The 25,585-nt window shown below is 54.3% G+C and carries 19 protein-coding genes; 11 read left to right on the top strand and 8 right to left on the bottom strand.

The annotated features are described in order from the left end of the window. Positions 1 to 51 precede the first annotated feature (51 nt). Positions 52 to 1,506, top strand: a complete 1,455-nt coding sequence (locus ACTHPM_RS20155) for a catalase (RefSeq protein WP_440396989.1) — start codon at positions 52 to 54, stop codon at positions 1,504 to 1,506. 128 nt (positions 1,507 to 1,634) lie between these two features. Here ACTHPM_RS20155 and ACTHPM_RS20150 read toward each other — a convergent pair whose 3' ends face one another. Next, positions 1,635 to 2,744, bottom strand: coding sequence for a glycosyltransferase (locus ACTHPM_RS20150; protein ID WP_440396990.1), 1,110 nt, complete (start codon positions 2,742 to 2,744; stop codon positions 1,635 to 1,637). Positions 2,745 to 3,021: 277 nt separating this feature from the next. On the opposite strand from ACTHPM_RS20150, the gene ACTHPM_RS20145 reads away from it, so the two are divergent. From ACTHPM_RS20145 to ACTHPM_RS20130, 4 genes are all read left to right on the top strand, one after another. Then, entirely contained in the window at positions 3,022 to 6,015 is a 2,994-nt protein-coding gene (locus ACTHPM_RS20145; protein WP_440396991.1) for an exosporium glycoprotein BclB-related protein, read from the top strand. 193 nt (positions 6,016 to 6,208) lie between these two features. Further along, positions 6,209 to 6,907 carry a class I SAM-dependent methyltransferase gene (locus ACTHPM_RS20140; RefSeq protein WP_440396992.1) on the top strand — a complete coding sequence of 233 codons (699 nt, stop codon included), beginning with the start codon at positions 6,209 to 6,211 and terminating at the stop codon, positions 6,905 to 6,907. 42 nt (positions 6,908 to 6,949) lie between these two features. Continuing rightward, positions 6,950 to 7,804 carry a glycosyltransferase family 2 protein gene (locus ACTHPM_RS20135; protein ID WP_440396993.1) on the top strand — a complete coding sequence of 285 codons (855 nt, stop codon included), beginning with the start codon at positions 6,950 to 6,952 and terminating at the stop codon, positions 7,802 to 7,804. Between the two features lie 203 nt (positions 7,805 to 8,007). After that, positions 8,008 to 8,232, top strand: a complete 225-nt coding sequence (locus ACTHPM_RS20130; protein WP_440396994.1) for a hypothetical protein — start codon at positions 8,008 to 8,010, stop codon at positions 8,230 to 8,232. A gap of 194 nt (positions 8,233 to 8,426) precedes the next feature. Here ACTHPM_RS20130 and ACTHPM_RS20125 read toward each other — a convergent pair whose 3' ends face one another. Then, on the bottom strand, positions 8,427 to 9,410 hold the full coding sequence (locus tag ACTHPM_RS20125) for a quinone oxidoreductase family protein (RefSeq protein WP_440396995.1): 984 nt from the start codon (positions 9,408 to 9,410) through the stop codon (positions 8,427 to 8,429). 211 nt (positions 9,411 to 9,621) lie between these two features. Here ACTHPM_RS20125 and ACTHPM_RS20120 point away from each other — a divergent pair, with 211 nt between their 5' ends. The 4 genes from ACTHPM_RS20120 (at position 9,622) to ACTHPM_RS20105 (ending at position 15,591) form a co-directional block, all read left to right on the top strand. After that, on the top strand, positions 9,622 to 12,999 hold the full coding sequence (locus ACTHPM_RS20120) for a copper amine oxidase N-terminal domain-containing protein (protein ID WP_440396996.1): 3,378 nt from the start codon (positions 9,622 to 9,624) through the stop codon (positions 12,997 to 12,999). Between the two features lie 129 nt (positions 13,000 to 13,128). After that, positions 13,129 to 13,542, top strand: coding sequence for a YugN family protein (locus ACTHPM_RS20115; protein ID WP_440396997.1), 414 nt, complete (start codon positions 13,129 to 13,131; stop codon positions 13,540 to 13,542). A 266-nt stretch (positions 13,543 to 13,808) separates the two neighbouring features. After that, on the top strand, positions 13,809 to 14,279 hold the full coding sequence (locus tag ACTHPM_RS20110; protein ID WP_440396998.1) for a pyridoxamine 5'-phosphate oxidase family protein: 471 nt from the start codon (positions 13,809 to 13,811) through the stop codon (positions 14,277 to 14,279). Between the two features lie 106 nt (positions 14,280 to 14,385). Continuing rightward, the gene (locus tag ACTHPM_RS20105; protein ID WP_440397290.1) at positions 14,386 to 15,591 is read left to right on the top strand and encodes a multidrug effflux MFS transporter; all 1,206 of its coding nucleotides are present in this window, start codon (positions 14,386 to 14,388) and stop codon (positions 15,589 to 15,591) included. Positions 15,592 to 15,745: 154 nt separating this feature from the next. On the opposite strand, the gene ACTHPM_RS20100 is transcribed toward ACTHPM_RS20105, so the two are convergent. The 6 genes from ACTHPM_RS20100 to ACTHPM_RS20075 form a co-directional block, all read right to left on the bottom strand. After that, entirely contained in the window at positions 15,746 to 17,071 is a 1,326-nt protein-coding gene (locus ACTHPM_RS20100; RefSeq protein ID WP_440396999.1) for a 6-phospho-beta-glucosidase, read from the bottom strand. A 41-nt stretch (positions 17,072 to 17,112) separates the two neighbouring features. Next, the gene (locus ACTHPM_RS20095; RefSeq protein ID WP_440397000.1) at positions 17,113 to 18,105 is read right to left on the bottom strand and encodes an N-acetylglucosamine kinase; all 993 of its coding nucleotides are present in this window, start codon (positions 18,103 to 18,105) and stop codon (positions 17,113 to 17,115) included. Between the two features lie 54 nt (positions 18,106 to 18,159). Further along, positions 18,160 to 19,164, bottom strand: a complete 1,005-nt coding sequence (locus ACTHPM_RS20090; protein ID WP_440397001.1) for a LacI family DNA-binding transcriptional regulator — start codon at positions 19,162 to 19,164, stop codon at positions 18,160 to 18,162. 133 nt (positions 19,165 to 19,297) lie between these two features. Next, entirely contained in the window at positions 19,298 to 20,689 is a 1,392-nt protein-coding gene (locus ACTHPM_RS20085) for an ABC transporter substrate-binding protein (RefSeq protein WP_440397002.1), read from the bottom strand. A 53-nt stretch (positions 20,690 to 20,742) separates the two neighbouring features. After that, positions 20,743 to 21,627, bottom strand: coding sequence for a carbohydrate ABC transporter permease (locus tag ACTHPM_RS20080; protein WP_440397003.1), 885 nt, complete (start codon positions 21,625 to 21,627; stop codon positions 20,743 to 20,745). Beyond that, positions 21,624 to 22,481, bottom strand: coding sequence for a carbohydrate ABC transporter permease (locus ACTHPM_RS20075; RefSeq protein WP_440397291.1), 858 nt, complete (start codon positions 22,479 to 22,481; stop codon positions 21,624 to 21,626). The genes ACTHPM_RS20080 and ACTHPM_RS20075 overlap by 4 nt, the downstream gene beginning before the upstream one ends. Before the next feature lie 440 nt (positions 22,482 to 22,921). Here ACTHPM_RS20075 and ACTHPM_RS20070 point away from each other — a divergent pair, with 440 nt between their 5' ends. Together ACTHPM_RS20070 and ACTHPM_RS20065 are read left to right on the top strand one after the other, a co-directional pair. Beyond that, positions 22,922 to 24,334, top strand: coding sequence for an MATE family efflux transporter (locus tag ACTHPM_RS20070; protein ID WP_440397004.1), 1,413 nt, complete (start codon positions 22,922 to 22,924; stop codon positions 24,332 to 24,334). Between the two features lie 187 nt (positions 24,335 to 24,521). Then, positions 24,522 to 25,418 (top strand): SDR family oxidoreductase, encoded by an 897-nt coding sequence (locus ACTHPM_RS20065; protein WP_440397005.1) that lies wholly within the window; start codon positions 24,522 to 24,524, stop codon positions 25,416 to 25,418. Positions 25,419 to 25,585 lie beyond the last annotated feature (167 nt).

Raw genomic sequence — 25,585 nt, 5'->3', positions numbered from 1 at the left:
TTGTAATAATTGTAATTTAGGAAATTTGGAATATAAGGGGGAAAAGCGAATATGGCAAAACTTACGACGAATCAAGGCGTTCCGATCGGGGACAATCAGAATTCAAGAACGGCGGGACAGAATGGTCCGACATTGCTGGAAGACTACCAGCTGCTGGAGAAGCTTGCGCATTTTGACCGCGAACGCGTGCCGGAGCGCGTCGTTCATGCCCGCGGGGCGGGAGCACACGGTGTATTCAAGCTGACGCACAGCATGAAGCGCTATACGAAGGCGGCGTTTTTGCAAAATGAAGGACAGGAAACGGCGGTATTCGCCCGCTTTTCCACCGTTATTCACGGAACGCATTCGCCGGAAACGCTGCGCGATCCGCGGGGCTTCGCGGTGAAGTTCTATACCGAGGAAGGCAACTATGACTTCGTCGGCAACAACCTGCCGGTGTTCTTCATCCGTGACGCGATGAAATTCCCGGACATGGTTCACTCGCTGAAGCCGGACCCCCGCACGAACTTCCAGGACGCGGACCGTTATTGGGACTTCATGTCGCTGACGCCCGAATCGACCAATATGATGGTGCACCTGTTCACGGATGAAGGCATTCCGGCGAATTACCGCCAGATGCGCGGCTCGAGCGTCCATGCTTACAAGTGGATCAATGCGTTCGGCAATACGGTATACGTGAAGCTGCGCTGGGTACCGAAGCAGGGCGTGAAAAATTTGAGCGGGGACGAGGCTTCGGCCATCCAGGCGAAGGACTTCAACCATGCCAGCCGGGATCTGTATGAAGCGATCGAGCGCGGAGACTATCCGGAGTGGGATTTGTATGTGCAGATTCTGGACCCGGCGGATATGGATCGCTTCGATTTCAATCCGCTGGATTCAACGAAGGACTGGTTCGAGGAGGATGTTCCTTACCAGCTGGTCGGAACAATGACGCTGAACCGCAATCCGGAGAATATCTTTGCGGAAACGGAGTCGGTCGGGTTCAATCCGGGCGTGCTGGTGCCAGGCATAGAGCCTTCGGAGGATAAAATGCTGCAGGGACGGTTGTTCTCCTACTCCGATACCCAGCGCCACCGCATCGGGCCGAACTATCTGCAGCTTCCGATCAACTGCCCGTTCGCGCAGGTGAACAACAATCAGCGTGACGGCGCCATGCCGTTCAAACAGCAGACGGAACGGATCAATTACGAGCCGAACCGCTATCAGGATACGCCGAAGGAAGACCCGGCATACCGCGATGCATCGCAGCCCGTACAAGGCGTCATTGGCCGGGAAAAAATCGACAAGCCGAATGATTTCGGGCAAGCCGGCAAAGTGTTCCGCAACTATACGCCGGAAGTGCAAGCGCAGCTGGTCGGTAATTTGGCGAACGATTTGGCAGATGTGGCCGAACAGACCAAGCTGCTTGCCATCTGCAACTTTTACCGTGCGGACGAGGAGCTGGGCCAACGGCTCGCGGATGCCCTTCAGGTGGACCTGGCGCCGTTCCTGTCCCGCATGTCTTAATGTTTTGATTGGCACCATTTGATTCCGAACACTGCGCCTGTGCACGATATCACACCCTTTAAATAGAAAGAGCCGAGGATCCTGATCCCCGGCTCTATTTTTATAGAAAAGATACTGCCGTTTCGGGCTTACGTGCTTGAAACCGCAGCGGTATCCGATTGTCGGGCAAGACCCAGCTTTTCCTCCAGATACGCCCTGTTGCTGATCACAGACGGGTGATCCGGCTGATACTGACGTGCCGCTTCGTTATGCCGGTAAGCCAGATCGTGCAGGCCAATGCGGTCATAGCACACGCAGAGCTGAAGATGGGGCAGCCAGGTGGAGCAGCTTAGGTTCTGCATGCCCCAGGAGTTCTCGGGAACAGGCGTTTCGATGGCCTGCTTATACCAGTATAAGGCGGTATGGTAGTCGGTTTGTTGCAAGAAGCGGTACCCCATGCGGCAGCAAAAATCGGGGCGCGGCGGACCATAAGCCAGTGACTTTAGCATGCTGGCCAGCTCCTTCGCAGGCTCCCCGAGCTCGTGATAGCAATCGGCCAATTTGCCGCAGGCTGCGATATTGTCCTCGATCCAGCCTTTCCCGCCATTCAGAAACTTCTCATAATACACGGCGGCCATTTCGAAAAAACGGTGATCCTTCAGTTCATTCGCAAAATAGTAGACGTCTCTTGGCGAGAAGCTTTCGCCCGCGGATTGTCTCTTCATATATATCCTCAAATTCCGGTCGCTGTCGCGGTCATCTCCCCGGTGCGTTACGGCAATATCGCTGTCCAAGATGCGTCCTCCCACCTCCAAATACTCATGCACGGCCCCAATCCAGCGAAATTGATTGCTTTTCTTCACGAGACGGTTGCGCCGGAGGCTTGAAATCACGTTTCCGTGGCCGTCAAAAGCCAGATGGTATTTCATCGTCACCGAGTCGATGTCCGGCTCCAAGGAGCTCTTCAGTTCGAGGAGCCTGGAAAGGTCTTCTTCCAGCAAAACGTCGTCCGCATCCAGCCAAAATATATAATCCATCTCTGCCTGCTGGAAGGCAAAATTGCGCGCTGCCGCAAAATCGTCAATCCACTCGAAATCGAAAATATGGCGGGTAAACTTGCGGGCGATCCGTTTGGTGCCATCCGTGGAACCTGTGTCGACGATGATAATCTGATCGGCAGCCTTCTGCACGGAGGAAAGGCAGCGCTCCAGCGTGTTTTCCTCATTTTTGACGATCATGCACAAGCTGATGGTTATCATTTTTTATCACTCCTTGGCATGTTAGATCATGAAAGCAAGGATTGTGCAACATCCTGCCCGGAAAAATAACCAAATCTTAGTAAGTGGTACAAAACCCTTGAATACATTAGGTATTGGGCTCCGGAATAAGCTTTTCGAGCGGCTTCAGTCATATGTATGATGCCGGACGGCAATGCAGACCGCGAGGACGTATGCTTCATGGCGTATGATTCCCATCTGTCCTTGAAAGCACCGAATATGAGGACCAAGCTATGAGATTGATAAGGAGGAACGATGCATGAGCATTAATGAGAACGAAGACGGGAGAGGGCTTGGTCCGGACGGTGACGAAGTGGGCATCATCCCGATTAGTGCCCAGCAGACCGAACAGTTCATCGGGTTGTTGTCCCGTTTGCTTCAGACGGTTCCACCCGCCCTGCTCAGGCAGGATCAGGCCTCGATCTCCGCATTGAAGGATGTCTTCAAGAGATTGCAGACCCTTGTCACGGAATCGGAATTCCCTGTGCGAGACAAGGCCGTTCTTCAGTCAGCATTTGAGCTCGCCATAACGATGTGCGAGGCGATCCCGGCTTCGGGCGTGGGGCTGCTCATCAATTTGCAGGAAACCCTTGATGACCTGCTGTCCACGGTGCTGCTGCTTCGGGTGAAGCCTGTGATCAAAGATACGATGGTTGAGCTCATCCGGCAGATCCAGCGCACGATATCGGACATATTACCGTCGGTTTCGCTCGGAACTCCCGGGACGCCAGGACCGACGGGGCCGCCTGGTCCGCCTGGAACAGCAGGCCCGCAGGGGATTCAAGGCCCTCCTGGAGCCCAAGGGGCGGCCGGACCTGCCGGACCAGCAGGGGTGACGGGAGCTACAGGGGCTGGATTGACGGGAGTTATTCCTTATGACGCTCCGCAAGGGCCAAGTTACCTCGCAGGCCAGGTTGTTACTTATGAGGGAAGTACCTATTTGGTTAACGTTAATTTCCCGACGGGGACTCCGGAAACTTCACCGGATTACACGCTGCTGGCTGCTGCTGGCGCTTTGGGAGAAACGGGGGCAACAGGGGCAACGGGAGCGACAGGACCGGCAGGAGCGACGGGCGTTGGGTTAAACGGCGTCGTGCCCTTCAATGCGGCGCAGAGCCCGGGATATCCGGAGGGCCAGGTCGTAACTTATAACGGCGCCACGTATGTCGCAAGTGTAGCAGGTCCGACCGGAACGCCGGGAAGCTCGCCGGACTACACGCTGCTGGCTGCTGCAGGCACCACGGGAGCGACAGGCGCCACCGGATCAACCGGGGCCACCGGAGTAACAGGAGCCACAGGTACCCAAGGTAACACGGGGGCGACCGGGCCGGGAGCCGGAGCTACGGGCGAAACGGGGGCAACCGGCGCTACAGGAATCACAGGCGCCACCGGAGCTACGGGAGCGACGGGAACTACAGGCGAAACCGGAGCGACAGGAACTACGGGTGCCACGGGGGCAACCGGTGAAACGGGAGTAACAGGCGCCACGGGAGCCACCGGTGTTACAGGAACCACAGGCGTCACGGGAGCCACGGGAGAAACCGGTGTAACGGGGGCTACCGGAGCTACCGGTGAAACGGGAGCAACAGGCGTCACCGGAGCTACGGGAGCGACTGGAGCAACAGGCGTAACGGGGGCTACCGGAGCTACCGGTGAAACTGGTGCTACAGGAGCAACTGGAGCAACCGGTGAAACAGGAGCCACCGGCGCAACAGGCGCCACGGGAGAAACCGGAGTAACAGGAGCAACGGGAGCAACGGGAGCCACCGGTGTTACAGGAACCACAGGCGTAACGGGGGCTACCGGTGAAACAGGAGCAACCGGTGCAACGGGCGCCACAGGGGATACAGGAGCAACCGGAGCAACAGGAGCAACTGGTGAAACAGGGGCAACGGGAGCAACAGGGGCCACGGGAGCAACAGGTGCAACAGGCGCAACGGGAGTAACTGGGGTCACCGGAGCAACCGGAACGACAGGTGCAACCGGTGAAACAGGCGCAACGGGAGCCACGGGCACCACAGGTGAAACAGGAGCAACGGGCGCCACCGGCGCAACCGGAACAACCGGTGAAACGGGCGTCACGGGAGCCACGGGCGCAACAGGCGCTACCGGTGAAACGGGGGCAACGGGGGCCACCGGAGCTACGGGAGCCACGGGAGGAACCGGCGTCACAGGTGCAACGGGAGTAACAGGAGCAACCGGTGAAACGGGCGTCACGGGAGCCACGGGCGCAACAGGCGCAACCGGTGAAACGGGGGCAACGGGAGTCTCCGGAGCTACGGGCGCAACGGGTGAAACAGGGGCAACGGGAGTCACGGGTGCAACAGGCGCAACGGGAGTAACTGGGGTCACCGGAGCAACCGGAACGACAGGTGCAACCGGTGAAACAGGCGCAACGGGAGCCACGGGCACCACAGGTGAAACAGGCGCAACCGGAACAACCGGTGAAACGGGAGCCACCGGAGCCACCGGTGCAACAGGGGCTACAGGAGTAACTGGAGCCACGGGAGAAACCGGGTCAACAGGAGCAACCGGAACGACAGGTGCAACCGGTGCAACGGGAGCAACAGGCGCAACAGGTGAAACGGGGGCAACGGGAGTCACCGGAGCAACAGGTGCGACGGGAGAAACTGGGGCAACAGGCACCACCGGAGCCACAGGAGCCACAGGAGCCACGGGAGCAACAGGAGCCACGGGAGCAACAGGTGCAACAGGCGCCACTGGAGCGACAGGGTCGGGAGCCGTCATTCCGTTTGCTTCGGGATTGCCGGTAGCTCTAACGACGATTGCGGGCGGATTGGTAGGAACCGTGGGCCTTATAGGCTTTGGCAACTCCGGAAGCACGGCATTGGCATTAGGCAATACGATTGATTTGACCGGTGCAGCCGGAACGCTCTTGAACTTTGCCTTCTCCATGCCGCGTGCCGGAACGATTACTTCCATGTCAGCCTTCTTCAGTACCACGGCTGCCCTCAATCTTGTGGGAAGCACGATTACCATTACGGCGCAGCTTTATAGCTCTCCGACGCCGAACAATACGTTTACGCCTGTTACGGGAGCAACAGTAACGCTGGCACCAGCCTTAACCGGCGTCCTTGCACTGGGAGCAACTGCAACGGGAACAACGACGGGTCTCAGTATCGCGGTGACCCCATCAACCCGCCTCTTGCTGGTATTTCAGGCGACGGCAGCCGGAATATCACTGGTTAATACGGTGGCGGGATATGGCAGCGCAGGCTTAACCTTAGCCTAGATTTATCATGATAATATAACCATCCAAGGCACCTCTCCAGCGAATGCGTAAACCGACTATGGAGAGGTGCCTTTGTTTGGATTTAACGAAATGCTTCTTACAGGAAGGGGCCTTTCACGAGACGTATGATTGATCCGGTTCGTTCATACATTGGGATATAATAACATGTCTTTTCAAGATCAGGAGAGTGGTTATGCACCGATTTTGGGAAAAAGTCATTAAACCCGTTATGATAGCGGTACAGCCGCAAAGCATCGTCGAAATCGGCTCTTTAACCGGTTTGAATACGTTCAAGCTTCTGGATTACTGTCAGCAAACCGGAGCCCGCTGCACCGTGATCGATCCCGCTCCGCAGTTTGACGTGGAGCTGCTGCAGGATTATTACGGGGATGCTTTTCAAATGCGCAGGGAACTCAGCCTTCAGGCGCTGCCGGAGTTAGAGCCTTATGACATGATTCTGATTGACGGAGACCATAACTGGTACACGGTGTATCATGAATTACGGCAGGTGGAGCTTATGGCTCAAGCGGCCGGGGCATTTCCGGTCGTTCTGATGCATGATACCGGATGGCCTTACGGGCGCCGGGATATGTACTATTATCCGGAGAGCATCCCGCAGGGCTACCGTCAGCCTAACGCAAGAATGGGGATCGAGCCTGGAAATGGCGGGCTGGTGCCGAGCGGGGGGTTCAATGATGTTGTCAGTAACGCCGTGCTCGAACATGGGGAGCGCAATGGCGTTCTGACCGCCGTGGAGGATTTTCTGAAGGAAACGACGTTTGATTTAACCTGGCATGAGCTGCATTCGAGCAACGGCCTTGGCATTATTATGCCCGCGGAGCTTCCGGCTGCCCGGGTGCTGCCGTATATTTTGAGCACGTCGGGTCTGTAACCGGCCTTCTGAAGCTAACCCGATGAAAAAGGAGATGTACATATGCCATTAACCTCGGTGGTTATGCTGACCCGCAACGGGCTGGACATGACGCGGCGGTGCGTGGAAAGCGTGCTGCGTCATACGGCGGAGCCGCTGGAGTGGATCGTTGTCGATAACGGGTCCACGGACGGCACGCTGGAGTTTTGGAAATCCATGGCGCATGTGAGGCTGATTGTCAACGAAGAGAACAAAGGATTCGCGGCTGGCACGAACCAGGGCATGGCGGAAGCGACAGGCGATTATATCCTGCTGCTCAACAATGACACGATCGTCACGCCGAACTGGCTTTCCGGCTTGTACGCCGCGCTGCTCCGGGACCCGGACATCGGCATCGCCGGACCGGTTTCGAATAACGTTGCACCCATACAAAGGGTCCCCGTGGATGAGTGGCCTGCACCGGAGAACCTGGATGTCTATGCGCTTCAGCGGCAGCAGGATAGGACTGGAGCCGGATTTTACGCCCATAAGCTGATCGGCTTTTGCATGCTTTTTCATCGCAGTCTGCTGGAGCGGATCGGCGGCTTTGACGAGCGCTTTTTTCCAGGAAACTACGAGGACGACGACTTTTCCATCCGCGCCCGGATCAGCGGCAAAAGGCTGTGGGTAGCGCAGGATATTTTTATCCACCATGAAGGGCAAGGGACATTCACGTCCAACCGCATGAACTATAAACGGTCTTCCCTCGCCAGCGCGGAGAAATTCAGGGACAAATGGAGTACCGGCCTGTCGGCCTGCGAAATGGACCTGAGAGGCTATAATCCTTCGGATATCGTGAACCGGGAGCCTTTTTTCATACCGGAAAGGCACTTTGTTCCTCTGAGAAAAGTGGCGGTGCCTTTGGGCAGCCATCCATAAATGCTTGAATGCTCCCATGCAATCCAGGCCGGCAAGTTTCCTCATGAATAGAGGGGATTTGCCGGTCTTTTTCGGTTCTTTTTCCGTCGGATGATGTCGGTTAAGGGGATATTTTTGGTTTATATGAGGCAATAGACAATATATACCATGTAAGTTATATTGGAACATATCACGTGCTGCGCATGGCAGGGAGGCATCATTCATTGGAGAAAAAAATAACGCTTTTAATCACCTTCGTGATCGGATTTATGTTAATGCAGCTGTCATCGGAGGAACCTTTATCCCTCTTTAAGTCCTTTTTTGGATCCGTGACCAAGGTCGAGACCTACCTGATTTACCTGCTGCAATTTATCGGATTTGTGCTCGTCATCTGGTCGATCATCCTTGCATTCAACGAGCTGCTCAAGCTGCGGAAGAACAAATCCTGAACGTAAAAAGCGCTGCCTATATAGAATGGAACTTGTTGAGTTCCGTTGATATATGGGCAGCATTTTTTTGGGGGAATGGCGGGTTTTCTTGTTAGATACAGAGTGGTAACGTTTCATCTGTTCGTGGTTGCTTTTGATCGTAACGGCTCCATTACTCCGTTCGCTGGACGCTCGACGACTCTCCGTGTCTGAAATCAATGGTTCTCAATATACAATATAACTTTTCCGGTGCTCTTTCTGCTTTCAATGAGTTGATGTGCTGCCGGAGCATCCTTCAAGGGTAATTTTTCACTTATTTTAATCGTGATTTGCCCACGTTCTATCATGCGGAATACTTGTAATGAAGTATCCTTCAATGCTTCTGGCTGTTCTTTTCTTGTTGTCCCCAGGCTAAACCCAAGAACAGAGCGACAACTTGAATGGAGTTCATTGGTTTGAAGCTGCCCGTAGGACCCGCTTGAATTTCCGAATACAACCAGGCGTCCATATCTAGATAGACAATTCATGCTTTGCCCCGTGATCTCTCCGCCAATAGAGTCCAGTATAATATTGACTCCTTGACCATCCGTTAATTCATTAACTCTCTGTGCAAAGTTTTCATTTGTGTGGCATAACACGTGATCTGCCCCAGCTTCGAATGCCACAGGAATCTTGGTTTCATTCCCTACAGTTCCAATAACGGTTCTTGCACCTAAAGCTCTGGCGACTTGAATCGCTGTTGTTCCTACTCCTCCAGAGGCAGAATGAATGAGAACCGTATCTCCAGCTTGTAAATTCGCTACGTCAGCAAGCAGTTTATAGGACAAAAATGACACAATACCACAGGAACCTGCAACGTCAAAGCTCATATGATCAGGAATCGCAAAGGTTAGATTCTCATCAGCAACAATATACTCTGCATATGAACCGTTATGAGGGAACGCCATGACTCTTTGACCTGCAAAAAAGGATGTTACCTCATCTCCAACTTGCTCAATAATGCCTGATGCCTCAAGTCCAGGAATAAACGGAAGCTTCCCTTGTCCCTTGTTTCCATATCTCGCTTTAACATCTGCAAAATTAACACTGGTCACCATGACGCGAATCAAGACTTGTTTTGAACCTATGGAAGGTTTCTCAATGTCTACATATTTCATATTTTCGGTTGAGCCAAACTGTTCCACAACTATTGCTTTCATATCAATCACCCTTTGTTTCATTGTATAAAACTTCGTTTCATATATTTAGATTATACATGAAATGTGGAAGACCAAGAAGCAGTCTTTCTAAAGTTAGGAAACCGCTTTTGACGTAGAACCGATATATTTTTTAAAAAATGGAAAACATTTCTGGGGGTTTCCTCGTCAATTAGGTATAGCCATATAAATTGAACTATAGAGGAGGAGAACCGTGAAAAAGCTTTGGGTTATGCTTGTGGCGGTGCTGATGCTTGTATCCTTTTCACTGCAGCCTTCACAGGTGCAGGGAGCTGCCGCCCCAAAAATCAGCGTGTATGTGGATGGAGTTAAACTGAATCCGCTGCAGGCGCCCACCATGGTCAAAGGCAGGACGATGCTGCCGATGCGGGCCATATTCGAGGCGTTTGACGCGAAGGTGTCATGGAACCAGAAGACCAGTACGGTAACGGCTGTCCGCGATGACATCACGATCGTGCTCAAAATCGGATCGCAGACGGCGACCGTCAACAATCAGCGGGTCGTGCTTGACGTACCGGCACAGAACCTGAAGGGAACCACCATGGTTCCGGTTCGTTTCGTGAGCGAAACGCTTGGAGCAGACGTGGCGTGGAATCAAGCCGCGCAAACCGTCAGCATCACAACCCTGGATACGACGGTAGGCTCCGTTTCGTATGTCTCTGCACAGGTCGTAGGCAGAAACGGCGACGGGCGCGATCTGGAGGTCAGCTTCCCGAAAGTGCAGCGGGAATCGGATATCAGCGAGTACCGCGTGCTGGTCGTCAAATCCTCTAATGCTTATAACTTTACGTTGTCGCAGGCGCTCTCCACCGGATCGTATACATCCGTGCGGCCTTCAGGATATGATCCCATCGTAAGCTTGTCGGCTTCGTCGAAGGACGTTAACGGCGACGTGTTGCGGTCCAACCAGGCCTACAGCGTGTTCGTGCTTACCGTAGGCAAAAAAGGCTCAAGCGCACTTTCCGGGGTTTCCCCATCCGTGACGCTCACGACGGCTTCGCCGGTAAGCGCGGTTTCTGCCGTGAAGGCGAGCGATGTGAACGATTACGGCGACGGCCGGGATATTTCGGTTAGCTTTAATCAGCCGCAAAATACGGGCAACATCCTGAACTACCGCGTTATGGTTGTGAAAACGAAGGATGCGGGCGGCTTCGGGCTGAGCTCAGCGAACGTGGTTGCGAGCTCCAATTACACCACGGTCAGCAAAACAAGCAGCTCCACTTTGTCTTCCACTTTAAATTCCACGACCAGAGATACATCCGGCGAATATATCAAAAACGGCGTCTCTTATACCGTCTTTGTCCTGTCGGTTGCGAACGGCACGAATGCGATATCCCAGCTTTCTTCCGGTTCCTCGGCCTTGACGCTGACAGCCAGCGCGATTGCCGCACCGGCTATTACGAAGGTAGAGGATGTCAGCAATTACGGCGACGGCCGCGATCTGATGGTGCGCTTCAACAAATCGTCCGATGAGTCGCGAATCGGATCTTACCGGATTTTCGTCGTGAAAGACAGCAAAGCAAGCAGCTTCAATTTGGCCGCCGCCAAAAACGTGTCCAGCTCTTACTACACGGTGGTCGGCAAAACAGGATACAATTTGAACCAAGCCTTGTCCTATGGGGCAAGGGATGTGGACGGATCCTTGATCGGTCCGGGTGTCGCCTACCGCGTCTTCGTCATGGCCGTAGGCACTGGAAGCTACTCGGGCAGCTATGCGCTCTCGTCTTCTTCCTCCGCGATCGTGCTATACGGAAATACGGATGTGTATGCACCTACGAATGTGAGCGTGGCGGATGTGTCCGACTATGGAGACGGGCGGGATTTGCGGGTATCCTTCACGCGCGCGGCGGATGAAAGCAATCTGTCCGGCTACCGGATCATGGTCGTGAAAGCTTCAGATGCGTACTATTTCGATCTGGCCCAGGCCAATTACGTATCCAGCTCGAACTATACCTCGGTCGGCAAGACCGGATACAACATTACGAAGAATCTCGCGGCTGGAGCAAGAGACGTGGATGGCCAGGTCATCCGCAGCGGCGTCAGCTACCGGGTGTTTGTTCTTGCGGTAGGAGCATCCAGCTCGAACGCGCTGTCCTCGTATTCCCCGGCCATTACGCTGAGCGGAAACACGAATGTGTATCCGGCTACAGGCGTGACAGCCAGAGATATAGCGGATAACAACAACGGCAGCGATCTTGAGGTCACGTTTACCCGTGCCAAAGAAGAATACAACATCGGGGAATACCGGATTCTTGTGGTCAAAGAATCCGACTATCCTTATTTTGATCTCACGGCAGCCAATTCCGTGCCAAGCGGTAGATACACCAAGATTACGGACGCAGGCAGCAAGACCACCATCACCCGCACGCTATCTGAAGGAGCGAGGGATGTGTACGGCGAGCCGATCAAGAACAACGTTAAATACCGGGTGCTTGTGCTCTCGGTGGGCGCAAGCGGGTACAACTTCACGAATGCGCTGTCCTCTCCGACAGGCTCCATCACGTTGACGCAAAGCTATGCCATCGGCGAAGCCAAGAACGTGAGCGCCAAAGACATTGGGGACCGCGGTGACGGCAGCGATTTGCAGGTGACGTTTACCGGGACAGCGGATGACTCCGACATGGACCATTACCGGGTACTGGTCGTCAAATCGGCCAATGCAGGCAGCTTTAATCTTAATGCCGCCATCAACGTCAAGGGCGCGAACTACACGGTGGTCGGCAAAAATAACAGCAACAGCTATGTCGGTGCGCTGGCTGCTGGCGCAAGGGATACCGAGGGCAGAGCCATTTCCAATGATACGCCGTATAAAGTGTTCGTTCTTTCCGTCAGCAAGCATGACACGTATGCTCTCTCCGATGCGTCGCGTGAAATTACGCTGAATACCGTCATCGTTGCGCCTCAGGTGAGCGAATTGAACGTCAGCGATGTGGATAATCAGCATGACGGCAGGGATCTGCGGGTATCCTTTGTCAAAGCGAAGGATGAGAGCAATGTACAAAAGTATAAGATTTTCGTGGTGAAAGGCAGCGCCGCCGGCAAGTTCGACGTTCAAACGGCGCAAACCGCAGAAAACTTTAAGGAAGCGCCAGTCGGCAAAGATTTCGATCAAGTTCTTTCCGACGGGGTAGACACGAGCGGGGCCGCGTTAGCCGGGAATGTCGAATACAGCGTCTTCGTCATGTCCGTAGCCCATACAGGTGAAGACAGCCTGACGGGTCCCGCGAAGATTACCCTGAAAAATACGAGTGAGGGCGCGCCGACGGACATGAAAGCCGCAAGGAATAAGGATGGCGCCATTGAAGTTTCCTTTACCCGAGCCAAAGGCCAATCCTATGCTGTCCTCGTCACCACCGAGAAAATCGCCTTAAATGACGCCTTCAAAAAAACCGAGTCGGTGACAGCTGTTTCGGAGAGTGAAACGCCGGAATCCGTGAACACCGTGGAAACCGACGTGAACGGTAAAAAGATCGAACCGACGAAAACCTACTACGTTTATGTACTCACGTCTGACGGCAAAAACAAGGCGATTTCCGCCTCGGTGGAGCTGAAAGCCGCAGCCAAGAAATGATTGGTTGAAAAGAAAGCACCCTGGCCTCTGGAGGTCTCGGTGCTTTTTTTCTGCATACCCAGCATATTCCGTATAAAGAAAACCAATCGCGTCCATCCTTAAACTAAAAACAGCAAGGTGGGCGAACCCATGATCAATCTGGAATCAAGACTCGAAAATATTGAGGACCGCTTCGTCAATATCGACAACTACCTATGCACGCATGATTTTACGTTAGCAGGCAACTGGGATTACAAGCACGGCTATCTGGACAAGCGGCTCGATCAGGAGCGCATGGTGTGGTTGCGGATTCCTTTTCACGTGACCAAAGGGAATCTGGACGGGGAATGCGGCGGATGCCATGCGACTGTTAAGCTGGGCCGTCCATTCGTATTCAAATATATTTACAATACCGGGACAGATAAGCATGCTACGCCGCATTTGATGGGGGCTTTGTTCGACCAGTTCCAGCCTCCGCTTGATGATGACGCGCCTTTGGACCCGTTCTGGGTGGAGCACGCCCGAAAGGTGCTGAATGAAGTGGAAAAAGGTTATTTGCACTAAAATCGATTTTGCAAACCAGCCCGGCCCGGATATGTTCCGGTCCGGGTTTTTTCGATATCAGAAGGCATAACATTCGAAGGAAGCAAGATCATCCTGATGTAGCAAGGGAAACAACATTTGAATAGGGTCTGTCCCCTTTGAAAGGACGTCGATAGACGTTTTTCCTTGGATGCCGGCAACGCCAACTGTAAACATTTAGGGTTCTTTTACCGGGGGCAAATACGCTACAATAGAAGGAACGTACAAGAGGAGGAGGGGTTCCTATGATGCCACCAACACAACATTCGGAGCTTTCGGCAGAGCTGTACGAGCTTCTGAACGGCAAGGAGCTGGAGACCAAGCAGCATGAGGCGATGATGCTGATGACCGTGACGGAAGAGGGCTGGCCGCATACGGCGATGATCAGCGTGGGCGAGGTGATCGCGCTGGATACGAAGCGGGTGCGACTGGCGATGTGGTCCGGAACGACAACGACACGCAATATGATACGCACGGAGAAGGCTACGCTTTCTTTTGCTTTCGCCGGACAGATGCATTATATCAAGCTGGCGCTGACCCGTCTGCCCGTCCTGCCTGCGGCCAAGCATCCGCGCGAGCGTTTCGAAGCCACCATCGTTGGGGTCCGGTCGGACTCTGCACGATATGCCGATATCGAGACAGGCATCCAGATCGAGCTGAAGGATGGGGAATCCGTCCTCCGGCGCTGGCAGGAAACGCTGGCAGAGCTCTTGCTGTAAGGAAGGGGAACGAGAACAACCAATGAATAAACACACACAAGCGGTCCAAAGTCCGGAAGGCTTGCCGGATGAACGTCCCGCACGCCCGAGCACGAGCCGGCTTTGGATGATCATCGTACTGGGGGCGCTATCGGCCTTCGGTCCATTTTCGCTGGATATGTACTTGCCTGCGCTGCCGAGCCTGGCGAATACGATGCATACAACCACCTCGCTGACGCAGCTCAGCCTGACCTCGTGCCTGATCGGGCTTTCGGTGGGCCAACTGCTGGCGGGTCCGCTCAGCGATGTACGCGGACGGCGCATTCCGCTTTTGATCGGCATGGTGGTATACGGCATTTCGTCTTTATTGTGTGCATTCAGCACTTCGATCGAGATGCTGATCGCTTTACGCTTTATCCAGGGGATTGCGGGTTCGGCCGGAATCGTCATTTCACGCGCGATCGTCCGGGATATGTATTCCGGCTCGGAGCTGACCAAGTTCTTCTCGATGCTGATGCTCGTGAACGGCGCTGCGCCGATTCTGTCCCCGATCGTGGGCGGGCAGCTGCTGCAGGTAACCTCCTGGCGCGGCGTCTTTATCGTGCTGGCGGCAATTGGCATCATCATGCTGTTATCCGTTCTATTCGGCCTGCCGGAGACGCTGGCACCCGGGAAACGCTCCAGCGGCGGCACCGCGAATACGTTCCGAACGTTCGGCGTACTGCTGTCCGACCGCAAATTCATGGGTCTGGCGCTCAGCTCGGGATTTATCTCGGCGGCCATGTTCTCCTATATTTCGGGATCACCGTTCGTGCTGCAAAATATTTACGGAGTGAGCCCTCAGGTTTTCAGCCTGATTTTCGCCATGAACGGTGTAGGGATTATCATTGCCGGACAGATCACAGGACGATTGGCCGGCAAAGTGAGTGAAAGGAGGCTTCTCGTGACAGGCATCACCCTGGCCACGATCGGGGGCATGTCGCTGCTGTTTCTGCTTGCCTTTAAGGCGCCTCTCGGCGCTGTTCTTCCGCCGCTCTTTATCGTGGTCTCCTGCGTCGGCATCGTAGGCACTGCGAGTTCCTCGCTGGCGCTTCAGGATTACGGGCATGCGGCAGGCAGCGCCTCGGCGCTGCTTGGACTGTTGTCTTATATCTTCGGAGGCATCGTCAGCCCGCTGGTTGGCATCGGCGGCAGCACATCTGCTCTCCCGATGGGGATCGTGATTGCGGGTGCGGACATATGCTCCGTGCTGTGCTATTTGCTGCTGGTGCGCGGTGCACGTGGAAGGGTGCCGACGGCGGAGGCCTCGAATGTTCATCATGAGAGCATCTAAGGAAACGCAGTATTCAAGCGAAAATATCGAATGGCGATACAGCGGAGTCTGATACAGAACGCGAAATGTAATACTGCATGAAAATAAACAGCCCTGTCCAGGCAATCCTGGAGCAGGGCTGTTTTGATGAGAAGCTATGCATGATAAGCGCCGCTTATGCGTTCGCCGTCGTTTCTTTAAAGAATTGCGGCAAATATTCCTTGTTCGCCTCAAGCATTTCGTCGAGCATTTTGATGGCCACCTCGACGGAAGGCACGAGCGGATGATGGGCCAGCGCCTGGATCGCAAGACCGCGGTCGCCGGTTACGGCAGCGTCGATGGCAAGACGCTCGTAAGTCTTCACGGCGTGAATCAATCCGACGGCCATAGGGGGAACCTTGGTCAGCGGCAGGGGCAGCGGGCCGTTCTTGGTGACCACGCAGTTCACTTCGATGCTGGCGTCATCCGGAAGGAAGTCGATGATGCCGTGGTTGGCGACGTTCAGCGTCTGGATATCGTTCGTTCCGTTGTAGAGCGATCGCATCAGGTTCACTGCCGCTTCGGAATAGAAGGCACCGCCGCGCTGTTCCAGCTGCTTCGGCTTATCCTTCAGATCCGGGTCGCTGTACAGCTCGAACAGCTCTTCCTCGACGCGTTTGACGACTTCCGCACGGTTGCCGCCCTTCTGGAAGGATTCCTGCTGCTCTTCCAGCATGGCATCGGTCATGTAAAAATACTTCAGATAGTAGGAAGGCAAAGCGTGCAGGGATTGTAGGAATTCCGGATTCCACTCCCGCGCAGGCACGTTCTTCGCGCTGTAACCGGCGGTATCCGCCAGCATTTCGTCCAATTTGTCCTCGCCGTTCACGTCAATGCGGGTAATCCAGTGCAAATGGTTCAGACCGACGAACTCGGCATAAATTCGGTCCGCTTCGACGCCGTACTTGGCCGAGGTCTGTTTGATGAGGCCGATCGGCGCATTGCACAGGCCGATGCTGCGGACGTTGGAGTATTTCAGGATGGCTTCCGTGACCATGCCTGCAGGATTCGTGAAGTTCAGCAGCCAGGCGTTCGGGGCCAGCTCTTCGATATCGCGGCAGATATCCAGCAGTACAGGGATCGTACGCAGGGCTTTCATCATGCCTCCGGGACCCGTCGTTTCCTGGCCGATGACCCCGTATTTCAAAGGAATGGATTCGTCGCGTCCGCGCGCATCCAGCATGCCTACGCGCATCTGAGTGCTGACGAAGTCTGCGCCTTGAATCGCTTCGCGGCGGTCCAGCGTCAGATGGACTTCGATCGGAAGTCCGGATTTCTCGACCATGCGCTTCGCCAGGTTGCCGACGATGTTCAGCTTGCGCTGTCCCGGCTCAATGTCCACGAGCCACAGTTCGCGCACCGGAAGCTCGGCATGGTGAAGGATGAATCCTTCGACAAGCTCCGGGGTATAGGAAGATCCGCCGCCGATGACTGCTATTTTGAGTCCTTTTTCATTGTTCATTTTTGCACGCTCCAGTCTGAATGGATTTGAATGATTATGATTTATCGGGTCGTTTGCTTGATATGTTCAAAATCGCGGAAGGTCCGCATTTTGTCGTACACGTCCTGGCTGATCGTACGGCCATCCGCTTCCATGGCCGACCATACGGCACCGACGACGGGCTCTGTCGCCAGCGTCACGACGGTCGCATGGGGAGCGGCGGAAGCGACCGCCTGCTCCACTTTGCCGCGGATCCAGCCGCGGTCTCCCCGTGTTAGCAGACTTCCTGCGAGCACGACGTCGAACGCTTGCTCTTCCATGCCGAGCTTATGGATGACCGCGACAGCCGATTTGCCCAGCTCAATGCCTTGGCGGCTTAGAATCTCGAGCGCGACGGCGTCATTCTCGGCAGCGGCTTCAAAGAGCAGCTTCGCTGCATGCACGGGCACATGCTTGCCGTGATCCTGGAAATCATCGAACATGTCGCCGACGTTGTCATAACCGAGGTAGTTCAGCAAGAGTGGCGTCAGCAGCGTCGGTTGCTCGCGGCCGTCCCAGGAGCGGATGACGGAGCGGAACACCTCGATGTTGAGGGAACCGCCGCCGCCGAAATCGCCGTACATATAGTCGAATCCGCCGACCTGCACATGCTCGCCCGCCGGATTTCTTCCGGCGGAGTTGGTGCCTGTGCCGCAAATGAGGGCTACGCCGTATGGCTTGTTGGTGCCGGCGCGCAGGCCGATCATCGTATCGCAATTGATGGAATAATTCCGGGTAAAACCGATCTCCTGCACGAGCGGATGCAGGATCCGGTAATCCGCTTCCCGGTCCGCGCCGGCGAGGCCGAAGTAGGTGTGCGACACTTCGTCAATCCGCAGGCCCGCTTCGTGCAGGGCGCCTTCCGCGGCTGCACGGATGCTTTGCGCGGCCAAGGCCTTTTCAATCTGGTGATTCCCGTTGCCGCCGATGCCTTTGCCAAGCACGTTGCCGAGGTCATCGGTCAGCAGGGCGTATGTTTTTGTTCCTCCCCCATCGATACCCAAGTAGTAAGTCAATGGTCGTCACTCCTATATATAAGGATGTATGTGTCTCGTATACGATTTAGTTGTTCAGGACGTACCTTCTAGTGTCTTAACGGTTGATTCTCTCACGATGAGCTCAGGGTCGATCCGCACGTTGCCTCCGCGTTTCATCGTATTATCCATGCGTTTCAGCAGCATATCCGCCGCGGCCAGACCAATCCGGTCGGCGGGCTGGCGAACTGTCGTCAGGTACGGGTGGAGCTTGGATGAAATGTGCTGGTCGTCATAACCGACGATCGCCACCTGATCCGGAACGCGGATTCCTTCTTCCATCAGGGCGTTGACCACGCCGAGCGCGATATTGTCGTCGCCTGCGAAGACGGCAGAAGGAAGACGTCCTTCGCGCAGCCATTTCCGGCAGATGTCATAACCAAAATCGATTTCAAAATCACCTGTAACCATCTCGAACGGGTCCAGGCTTCTTTCCTTCAGTGCCTGCAGGAAGCCGCTGCGGCGCTCCCGCGTACTGCGGAACATATCATGCCCGCTCAGGTGCGCGATCGAGGTATGGCCGAGATCAAGCAGATGCTTGGTGGCGGCATAGCCGCCCTTGTAGTTGTCTATCGTGACGGAAAAGGCATCGTTCTCCGGCTTCTGGTTATCGATCAGAACATAAGGGATGTTGCGGCGTTTCAGTTCCACGATATAGTTGTCTTCTTCCATCGGCGAGAGCAGAATCAGTCCGTCCACACGGTCCTCCTGGATCAGGTAATGGGCTTCGTCCGAGCCGATGCCGGTCGATACCGACACCGCAAGGAAATAACCGTGGAGCGCCAGCACCTCATTCAGTTCCTTCACGACAGCATCGAAGAAAGAGTCCTGGAGGGTGGTCACGATGAGGCCGACGATGCCTGTCTTGCCGCGGGCCAAGCTGCGGGCCGCCGCATTCGGACGGTAGTCAAGCTCTTTGATGGCGTCGAGTACTTTTTGTCTATTTTTTTCGCGGACGGTTTCGGCGCCATTAAGCACTCTCGAGACCGTCACGACGGATAATCCTGATTTTTTTGCTACATCAAATATGCTAACCTTCATTGTATATTCTCCTTGCGGCAGATTTTCCGTACAATTTACATCCACTTAACATTAGTATACATGTACGGAGGCCCGGCCGCGAAGCTAATTTAACAGATGCACCGCCCCTTTCGGGACGGTACAAAACTAACGCTTAACGTTTGATGATCTCCATGACTTTTTTCTGGATCGTCGGCATGACTTCCTCGACGGTTTTGTGCCCCGTATCGATCGGCTGCATCTCGTTGATGAACATGTCGTTGATTTGCGAATAGTTCGTGATCAGGTGATTATAAGACTCGAAGCCGTATTTAACCGCGCCCTCGTATACCTTTTTCACATCCTCCGGATCGATGCCGTCAAAATGCTTGTAATAAGCTTCGGCCGCTTTCGTATTGACAGGCGGGTTGCCGCCGCTCAGTTCGATGGATTTCTCCTGAACCTCTTCGCTGACCAGGTACTTGATCCATTCAAAAGCTTCCTTCGGATGCTTGGAGCCCTTCAGAATGAGCAGCGGGTCGACGAACAGCACGCTGCGGATCTTATCATTGCCGCCGGCTGGAACTGCAGCTACGCCGACCTTGAACGGGAAGTCGTTGGAGCCTGCGAGGCTCCAGGAGCCGCTGACGGTCATGCCGAGCTTGCCGGTAACGAACGCGTCGCCGTTTTGGCCGGCTACGCTTTTGCTCCATTCCGTCGTCGGGGAAACCTTATCCTTCAGAATCAGATTGAACAGCTTGTTGTACGTCGCGATCACTTCCGGCGAATCGAAATGCGTCTCGGAAGGCACGCCGCCGTTGGTCCAAGTATCTTGGGAATACGGCTCGACCCCGAAATACAGCGGGCGCATATCGCGTTCGGACCAGGTGAAGTCGACGCCGTACTGCGTTTTGGCGATGTCGTCGGAGACATGCGTCAATTTCTTCGCGTCTTCGACCATTTTGTCGAACGTCCAGCTCTTGTCTTCGTAATCGCTTGGAGGGTATGCAACGCCCTCAGCATCGAACATGTCCTTGTTGTACAGCATCAGCGTGACATACATATTGACCGGAATACCGTAAACATGGTCCTTTACGGTGTAGATTTTCATCAGGTCCTCGGGGATGCTGTAGTCGGATGCTTTGAATCCGTCTTCCTTAATAAGGTCGTTCATGTCGAGCAGCATGTCTTTGTTGAAATACTCTGCAAAACCACCGTAGCCATAGTGGCTCGTTACGTCTGGTGTTTTGCCGCCGGCGATCAGCGTCTGCAGCTTGCTGTCGAACTGCTCGTAAGGAGCCTTTTCGATTCGGACCTTGATGTTCGGGTGCTTGGCTTCAAAGTCCGGAACCAGCTTCTCAATAAACGTACGGTCTTCCGAATCCATGGTGTAATGCGTAATGGTGACCTGCTCGCCCGAGGATGCGGTTTTGGAGCTGTCGCCTTCACCTGCCGGAGCCACGTCTCCCGCCGATTTACCGCCGCTGCAGCCGGACAAGGCCAATACGACGAGCATGCTGGATGCGAGCAGTAACGCAAAAGTCTTTTTGATCCTTCTCTTTTTCATGAACTACATTCCCCCATTATTCAAGTTTGGTTGCCGCCGCTGCGGCGGTGTCTTTACTTGATGCCTGTAAGTACAATTCCTTCCACAAAGCGCTTCTGGGCTATCGCAAACAGGGTGACGATCGGCAGCATGGCAAGCACCGAGGCGACCATGAGCAGATGCCACGGCGGAATGCGGAACCGCGACGAGGTGAAAGAAGACATACCGACCGGAAGCGTGAATTTATCCGATGAGCTTAAGTAGAGCACGGGTGTAAGAAGGTCATTCCAGCTGTAGATGAAAGCAAAGATGGCAACGGTCGCCAGGGCCGGCCCGGACAGCGGCAATGCGATCTGGCGCCACATCCGCAGCTCGCTGCACCCGTCGATGCGTCCTGCGTCAAACAGTTCATCCGGCAGCGTCGAGAAGAACTGGCGAAGCAAAAAGATGTTGTATGCCGAGCCGAAGAAAGCAGGAACGATTAGCGGCAGAAATGTGTCGATCCAGTTCAGCTTGGAAAAGAGAATGAACTGCGGAATCATGATCGCCGGATACGGCAGCATCATGGTGCTGAGCATCAGCATGAACCACAGGTTGCTGCCCTTGCCCCGGTATCTCGCGAAACCGTAGCCCGCGAGCGCTGACGACAGCAGGGTGCCGACTACGGTCAACACGCCGATGATGAGGCTGTTCATGTACATTTGGCCGAAGTTCAGCGTTTCGAAAATTTCCTTGTAATTGCTCCACTGCCAGGACTCCGGCAAAAAGGTCGGAGGAAACTTGAGCAGTTCCTTTTTCGATTTCAGAGAGGTCGAGACCATGAAGAACAGCGGCAGGAGCATGAGAAAGGTGGTTACCAGCAAGGCAATGAAGCTTGCGATGCTGACGGCGTCGATTTTGCGCCGGCGTTTCTTCATTGAAGCCGAAGCCGAAGGGCCGGCAGCCGGAATCGTACTCATCTACGTCCGCCTCCTTCATAGTGAACATAACGGTTCGAGAATTTCATGATGAGCGCCGTAAACAGCATGACGACGATCAGCAGCACCCACGCGAGAGCAGAGGAGTAGCCTGCCCGATATTCCTTGAAGGCGCTGGTATACAGGTTGTAAACGTAGAACCAGGTCGAGTAGTTCGGACCGCCCTGGGTCATGACGTAGGCCTGCGTAAATACCTGGAAGGAGTCGATGACACCCATGATCAGCTGGAACAAAAGCACCGGCGAAATCATCGGGAGCGTCACATTCAGGAAAATCCGGAAGCGTCCCGCACCGTCAAGCTTGGCGGCTTCCACCAGGCTTGCAGGTACACCCTGAAGTCCGGCAAGGAACAGGATCATGCCGGAGCCGGCCGTCCAGAAGGACATGATCATCAGTGCGTACAGGGCATAATCCGGGCTCATGAGCCAGGATGGGCCGCTGATGCCGAACCAGGAGAGCACGTAGTTGAACAGGCCGATCGACGGATTAAAGATCCAGTACCACAGGAGCGACATCGCGACGCCGGAGACCATGCTCGGAAAATACATGGCGGTCCGGAAAAACCCGCGGAACGGTATTTTCGTATTGAGCAGGAGCGCGAACCCGAGCGCCAGCAGCAGCTGGATCGGCACGCTGATGAACGTATACCGGACCGTGACGACTACGGATTTCCAAAACAGGTCATTGTGGAACATTTCGGTGTAATTCGCGAGTCCGACATATTGGGGCGGATGGATAATGTCATAATCCGTGAAACTGTAATAGAGCGATGACAGAATCGGGTACAAGGCAAAAACCAGGAACCCGATAAGCCATGGAGCAATGAAGAGATACATGTAAAATGTCTGCCGCCGGCTTTCGCGATGGGTCACGGAAACACCAACCTTTCTATTTGGTATAAAATTATAACGCTTTAACTTTTAAAGTGAAATTACCCTATAATAAAAGGTTTCATGAGATGTAATATGTATGAAAGTTAAAGTGCTTTAATTTATTATCCGGCCTGATGACATTATCATAGAGGATGGTTTCTCAATTATCAACTGTTTTTTTTGTATTGCTGTAAGCGCTGTCTAATGTGCAGGAATCGGTGCTTGTCGAGGAGGCTTGCCAAAGGCTTATTCTGTAAGGGCTGAGCCGTTTATGAGGAGTCGATGAAAAAGAATGAAATTTCTTTCAATGAATTTTCGTAAAAGGACTGTATTTTCAGTTGAAGTGTGCTAACATACCCTTGTTTTAAGTTTATTTTACAGGGAAGCAAGGTGATTTCTGACTTATGACCGCACATGTCAACGAGTCGTCCAAACAGTCAGAAGCGGGACGTCTCAGCCTGGTTCGCTTGACTTGGCCGATCTTTCTGGAACTGTTTCTGTTCATGCTGATGGGCAGCGTGGATACGTTCATGATCAGCTCGGTGTCGGATGACGCCGTGTCCGGCGTAGGCGCAGCCAACCAGATTATTTCCATAGCCATTCTATTGCTTGAAGTCATCGGCAGCGGGGCCGCGATCGTCGTTGCCCAGTATCTGGGATCGAAGAAACGGCTCGAGGCGGCGCAGGTAACCGGTAACGCGCTCACGCTCAATCTGGCCGTCGGCCTGATTCTCAGCATTATTTTCCTCGGGCTGGGCGGATATATGCTGCAGCTGCTGAACGTGCAGGGGGAAATTTTAGATTATGCGCAGTCGTATATGCGGATCGTCGGGGGCGGCATTTTTCTGCAGGCTCTGATCAATGCGCTGGCTGCAACGATACGCACGCACGGGTTTACCAAAGAAACGATGCTGGTATCCCTTTTCATGAATATACTGCATGTGGCCGGCAACTATTTGCTGATTTTCGGTCACCTGGGCTTTCCCGCGATGGGCGTGGAGGGCGCAGCTATCTCGACGGTGTTCAGCCGCCTGATCTGTCTGCTCGTGTTCTTCTGGCTGATGTACCGCGTGATGGAGGTCCGGGTGGAGTGGAATTATTACATCCGCCTGTCCAAGGAATATGTCCGCAAGATTTTGAGCATTGGCATCCCCTCGGCTTTTGAAAATATCGTGTACCAGATCTGCCAGCTGACCTTTACGCTGTACGTGACCTATCTGGGGTCGGAAGCGATGGCTACGCGCCAGTATGCGAGCAATATCTCGATGTACATTTATTTGTTCAGCATGGCAATCGGGATGGGGACGGCGATCATGGTCGGTCACTATGTCGGCTCTCGCCGCAATCAGGATGCGTATACCCGGGTATTCCAAAGCGTAAAATGGGCTCTGGCCGCTACCGTCGTCATCGACCTCATCATCATTGCGTTCCGGGTACCTTTAATGAACCTGTTTACCGATAATATGGCGATTGTCCGCATGGGCGCGCAGGTGATACTGCTGAGCATCCTGCTGGAAACGGGACGGACGGTCAACATCGTTATCATCAACTCGCTCCGCGCGTCGGGCGATGCCCGGTTCCCGGTATATATGGGGCTGATCTCGATGGTGTGCATGTCGCTGCCGCTCGGATACTTTCTGATCTTTCGCCTTCACCTCGGCCTGGCCGGGGTCTGGCTCGCGATTGCCGCGGATGAATGGACGCGCGCCGTCATCATGTATTTCCGCTGGAGAAGCCGCGCATGGGAGCGTCATGCACTCGTAGGGCCGGTGGAATCCGTTTCGGAGCCCGTGCCGTTACCCTCACCATCGGCCTAGGGACAATTGAAAAAGCATTGCCTGGTGCCGGTCTTCGGATCGGCATCTTCTATTTTTAAATTTGTGAAAATGAAAGTAACAAAATGAAAGTTTTTGTTTTATTACATTGCGATGAGGTTACATACAAAGGGTCAGGACGTTACAAAGGAATCATTACACAGACATAAGGAGTAAGGAGGAATTTATTATGACTGACCAATTTCAAATGCAGGATCCTACGAAGCAGTACCCGAAAGCGGGGCCTGAATACCAGCAAAAGCAAAGCGAGCCAGGTTTGCAGCAGGAGATGACTCCCGTACCGGATTGCGGAGAGACGACTTACCGCGGTACCGGACGCCTCGCGGGGCGCAAGGCTATCGTGACCGGCGCGGACAGCGGCATCGGCCGGGCCGTCGCGATTGCCTTTGCCCGCGAGGGAGCAGACCTTCTGCTGTCCTATAAACCGGAAGAAGAAGCCGATGCCCGCCAGGTGGTGAAGCTGGTAGAGGAAGCAGGGCGTAAGGCGGTGGCCATGCCCGGCGATCTGAAGGACGAAGAATACTGCCAAGCGCTGGTGACTTCGGCTGTGGAGCAGCTCGGCGGATTAGATATATTGGCCAACGTGGCCGGCAAGCAGCAATATGCGAACGAGATCGCCGAATTGACGACCGAGCAGTTCGACGAGACGTTCAAGACGAACGTTTACGCGATGTTCTGGCTGTGCAAGGCAGCCATACCCCACATGCAGCCCGGAAGCAGCATCATCAATACAACGTCCATTGAGGCGTACAAGCCTTCGCCGATTCTGCTGGATTATGCCACGACGAAAGCATCCATTAACGCTTTCAGCAAATCCCTGGCACAGCAAGTTGCGAGCAAGGGCATCCGAGTGAACGCTGTGGCGCCCGGACCCGTATGGACGCCTTTGCAGGTGGCCGGCGGACAACCGACAGAAGTGCTGAAAGAATTCGGCTCGCAGACGCCGATGGGCCGTCCCGGCCAACCATCCGAAATGGCCCCGGCATTCGTATTCCTGGCCAGTCAGGAATCCAGCTACGTCAGCGGCGAAACGCTCAATGCCAATGGTGGCATGCCAACGCCTTAATGGCTAACGGCGCTTAGAAGAAGACTGATCTTCACGTTAAGGTGAAGATCAGTCTTCTTGTCGTCTATTCGGGTTGCAACGGGAAGCATGCGGTTATATAATGTATATATAGAAGTTACAGTTAAAGGGCAGGGGGAATCCTGTTTTTCTTTTTTGGATATACTGTG

The organism is Paenibacillus sp. SAFN-054 (assembly GCF_051966755.1).
Taxonomy (GTDB): domain Bacteria; phylum Bacillota; class Bacilli; order Paenibacillales; family Paenibacillaceae; genus Paenibacillus_AQ.
This window is presented reverse-complemented; position numbering and strand designations above follow the sequence as displayed.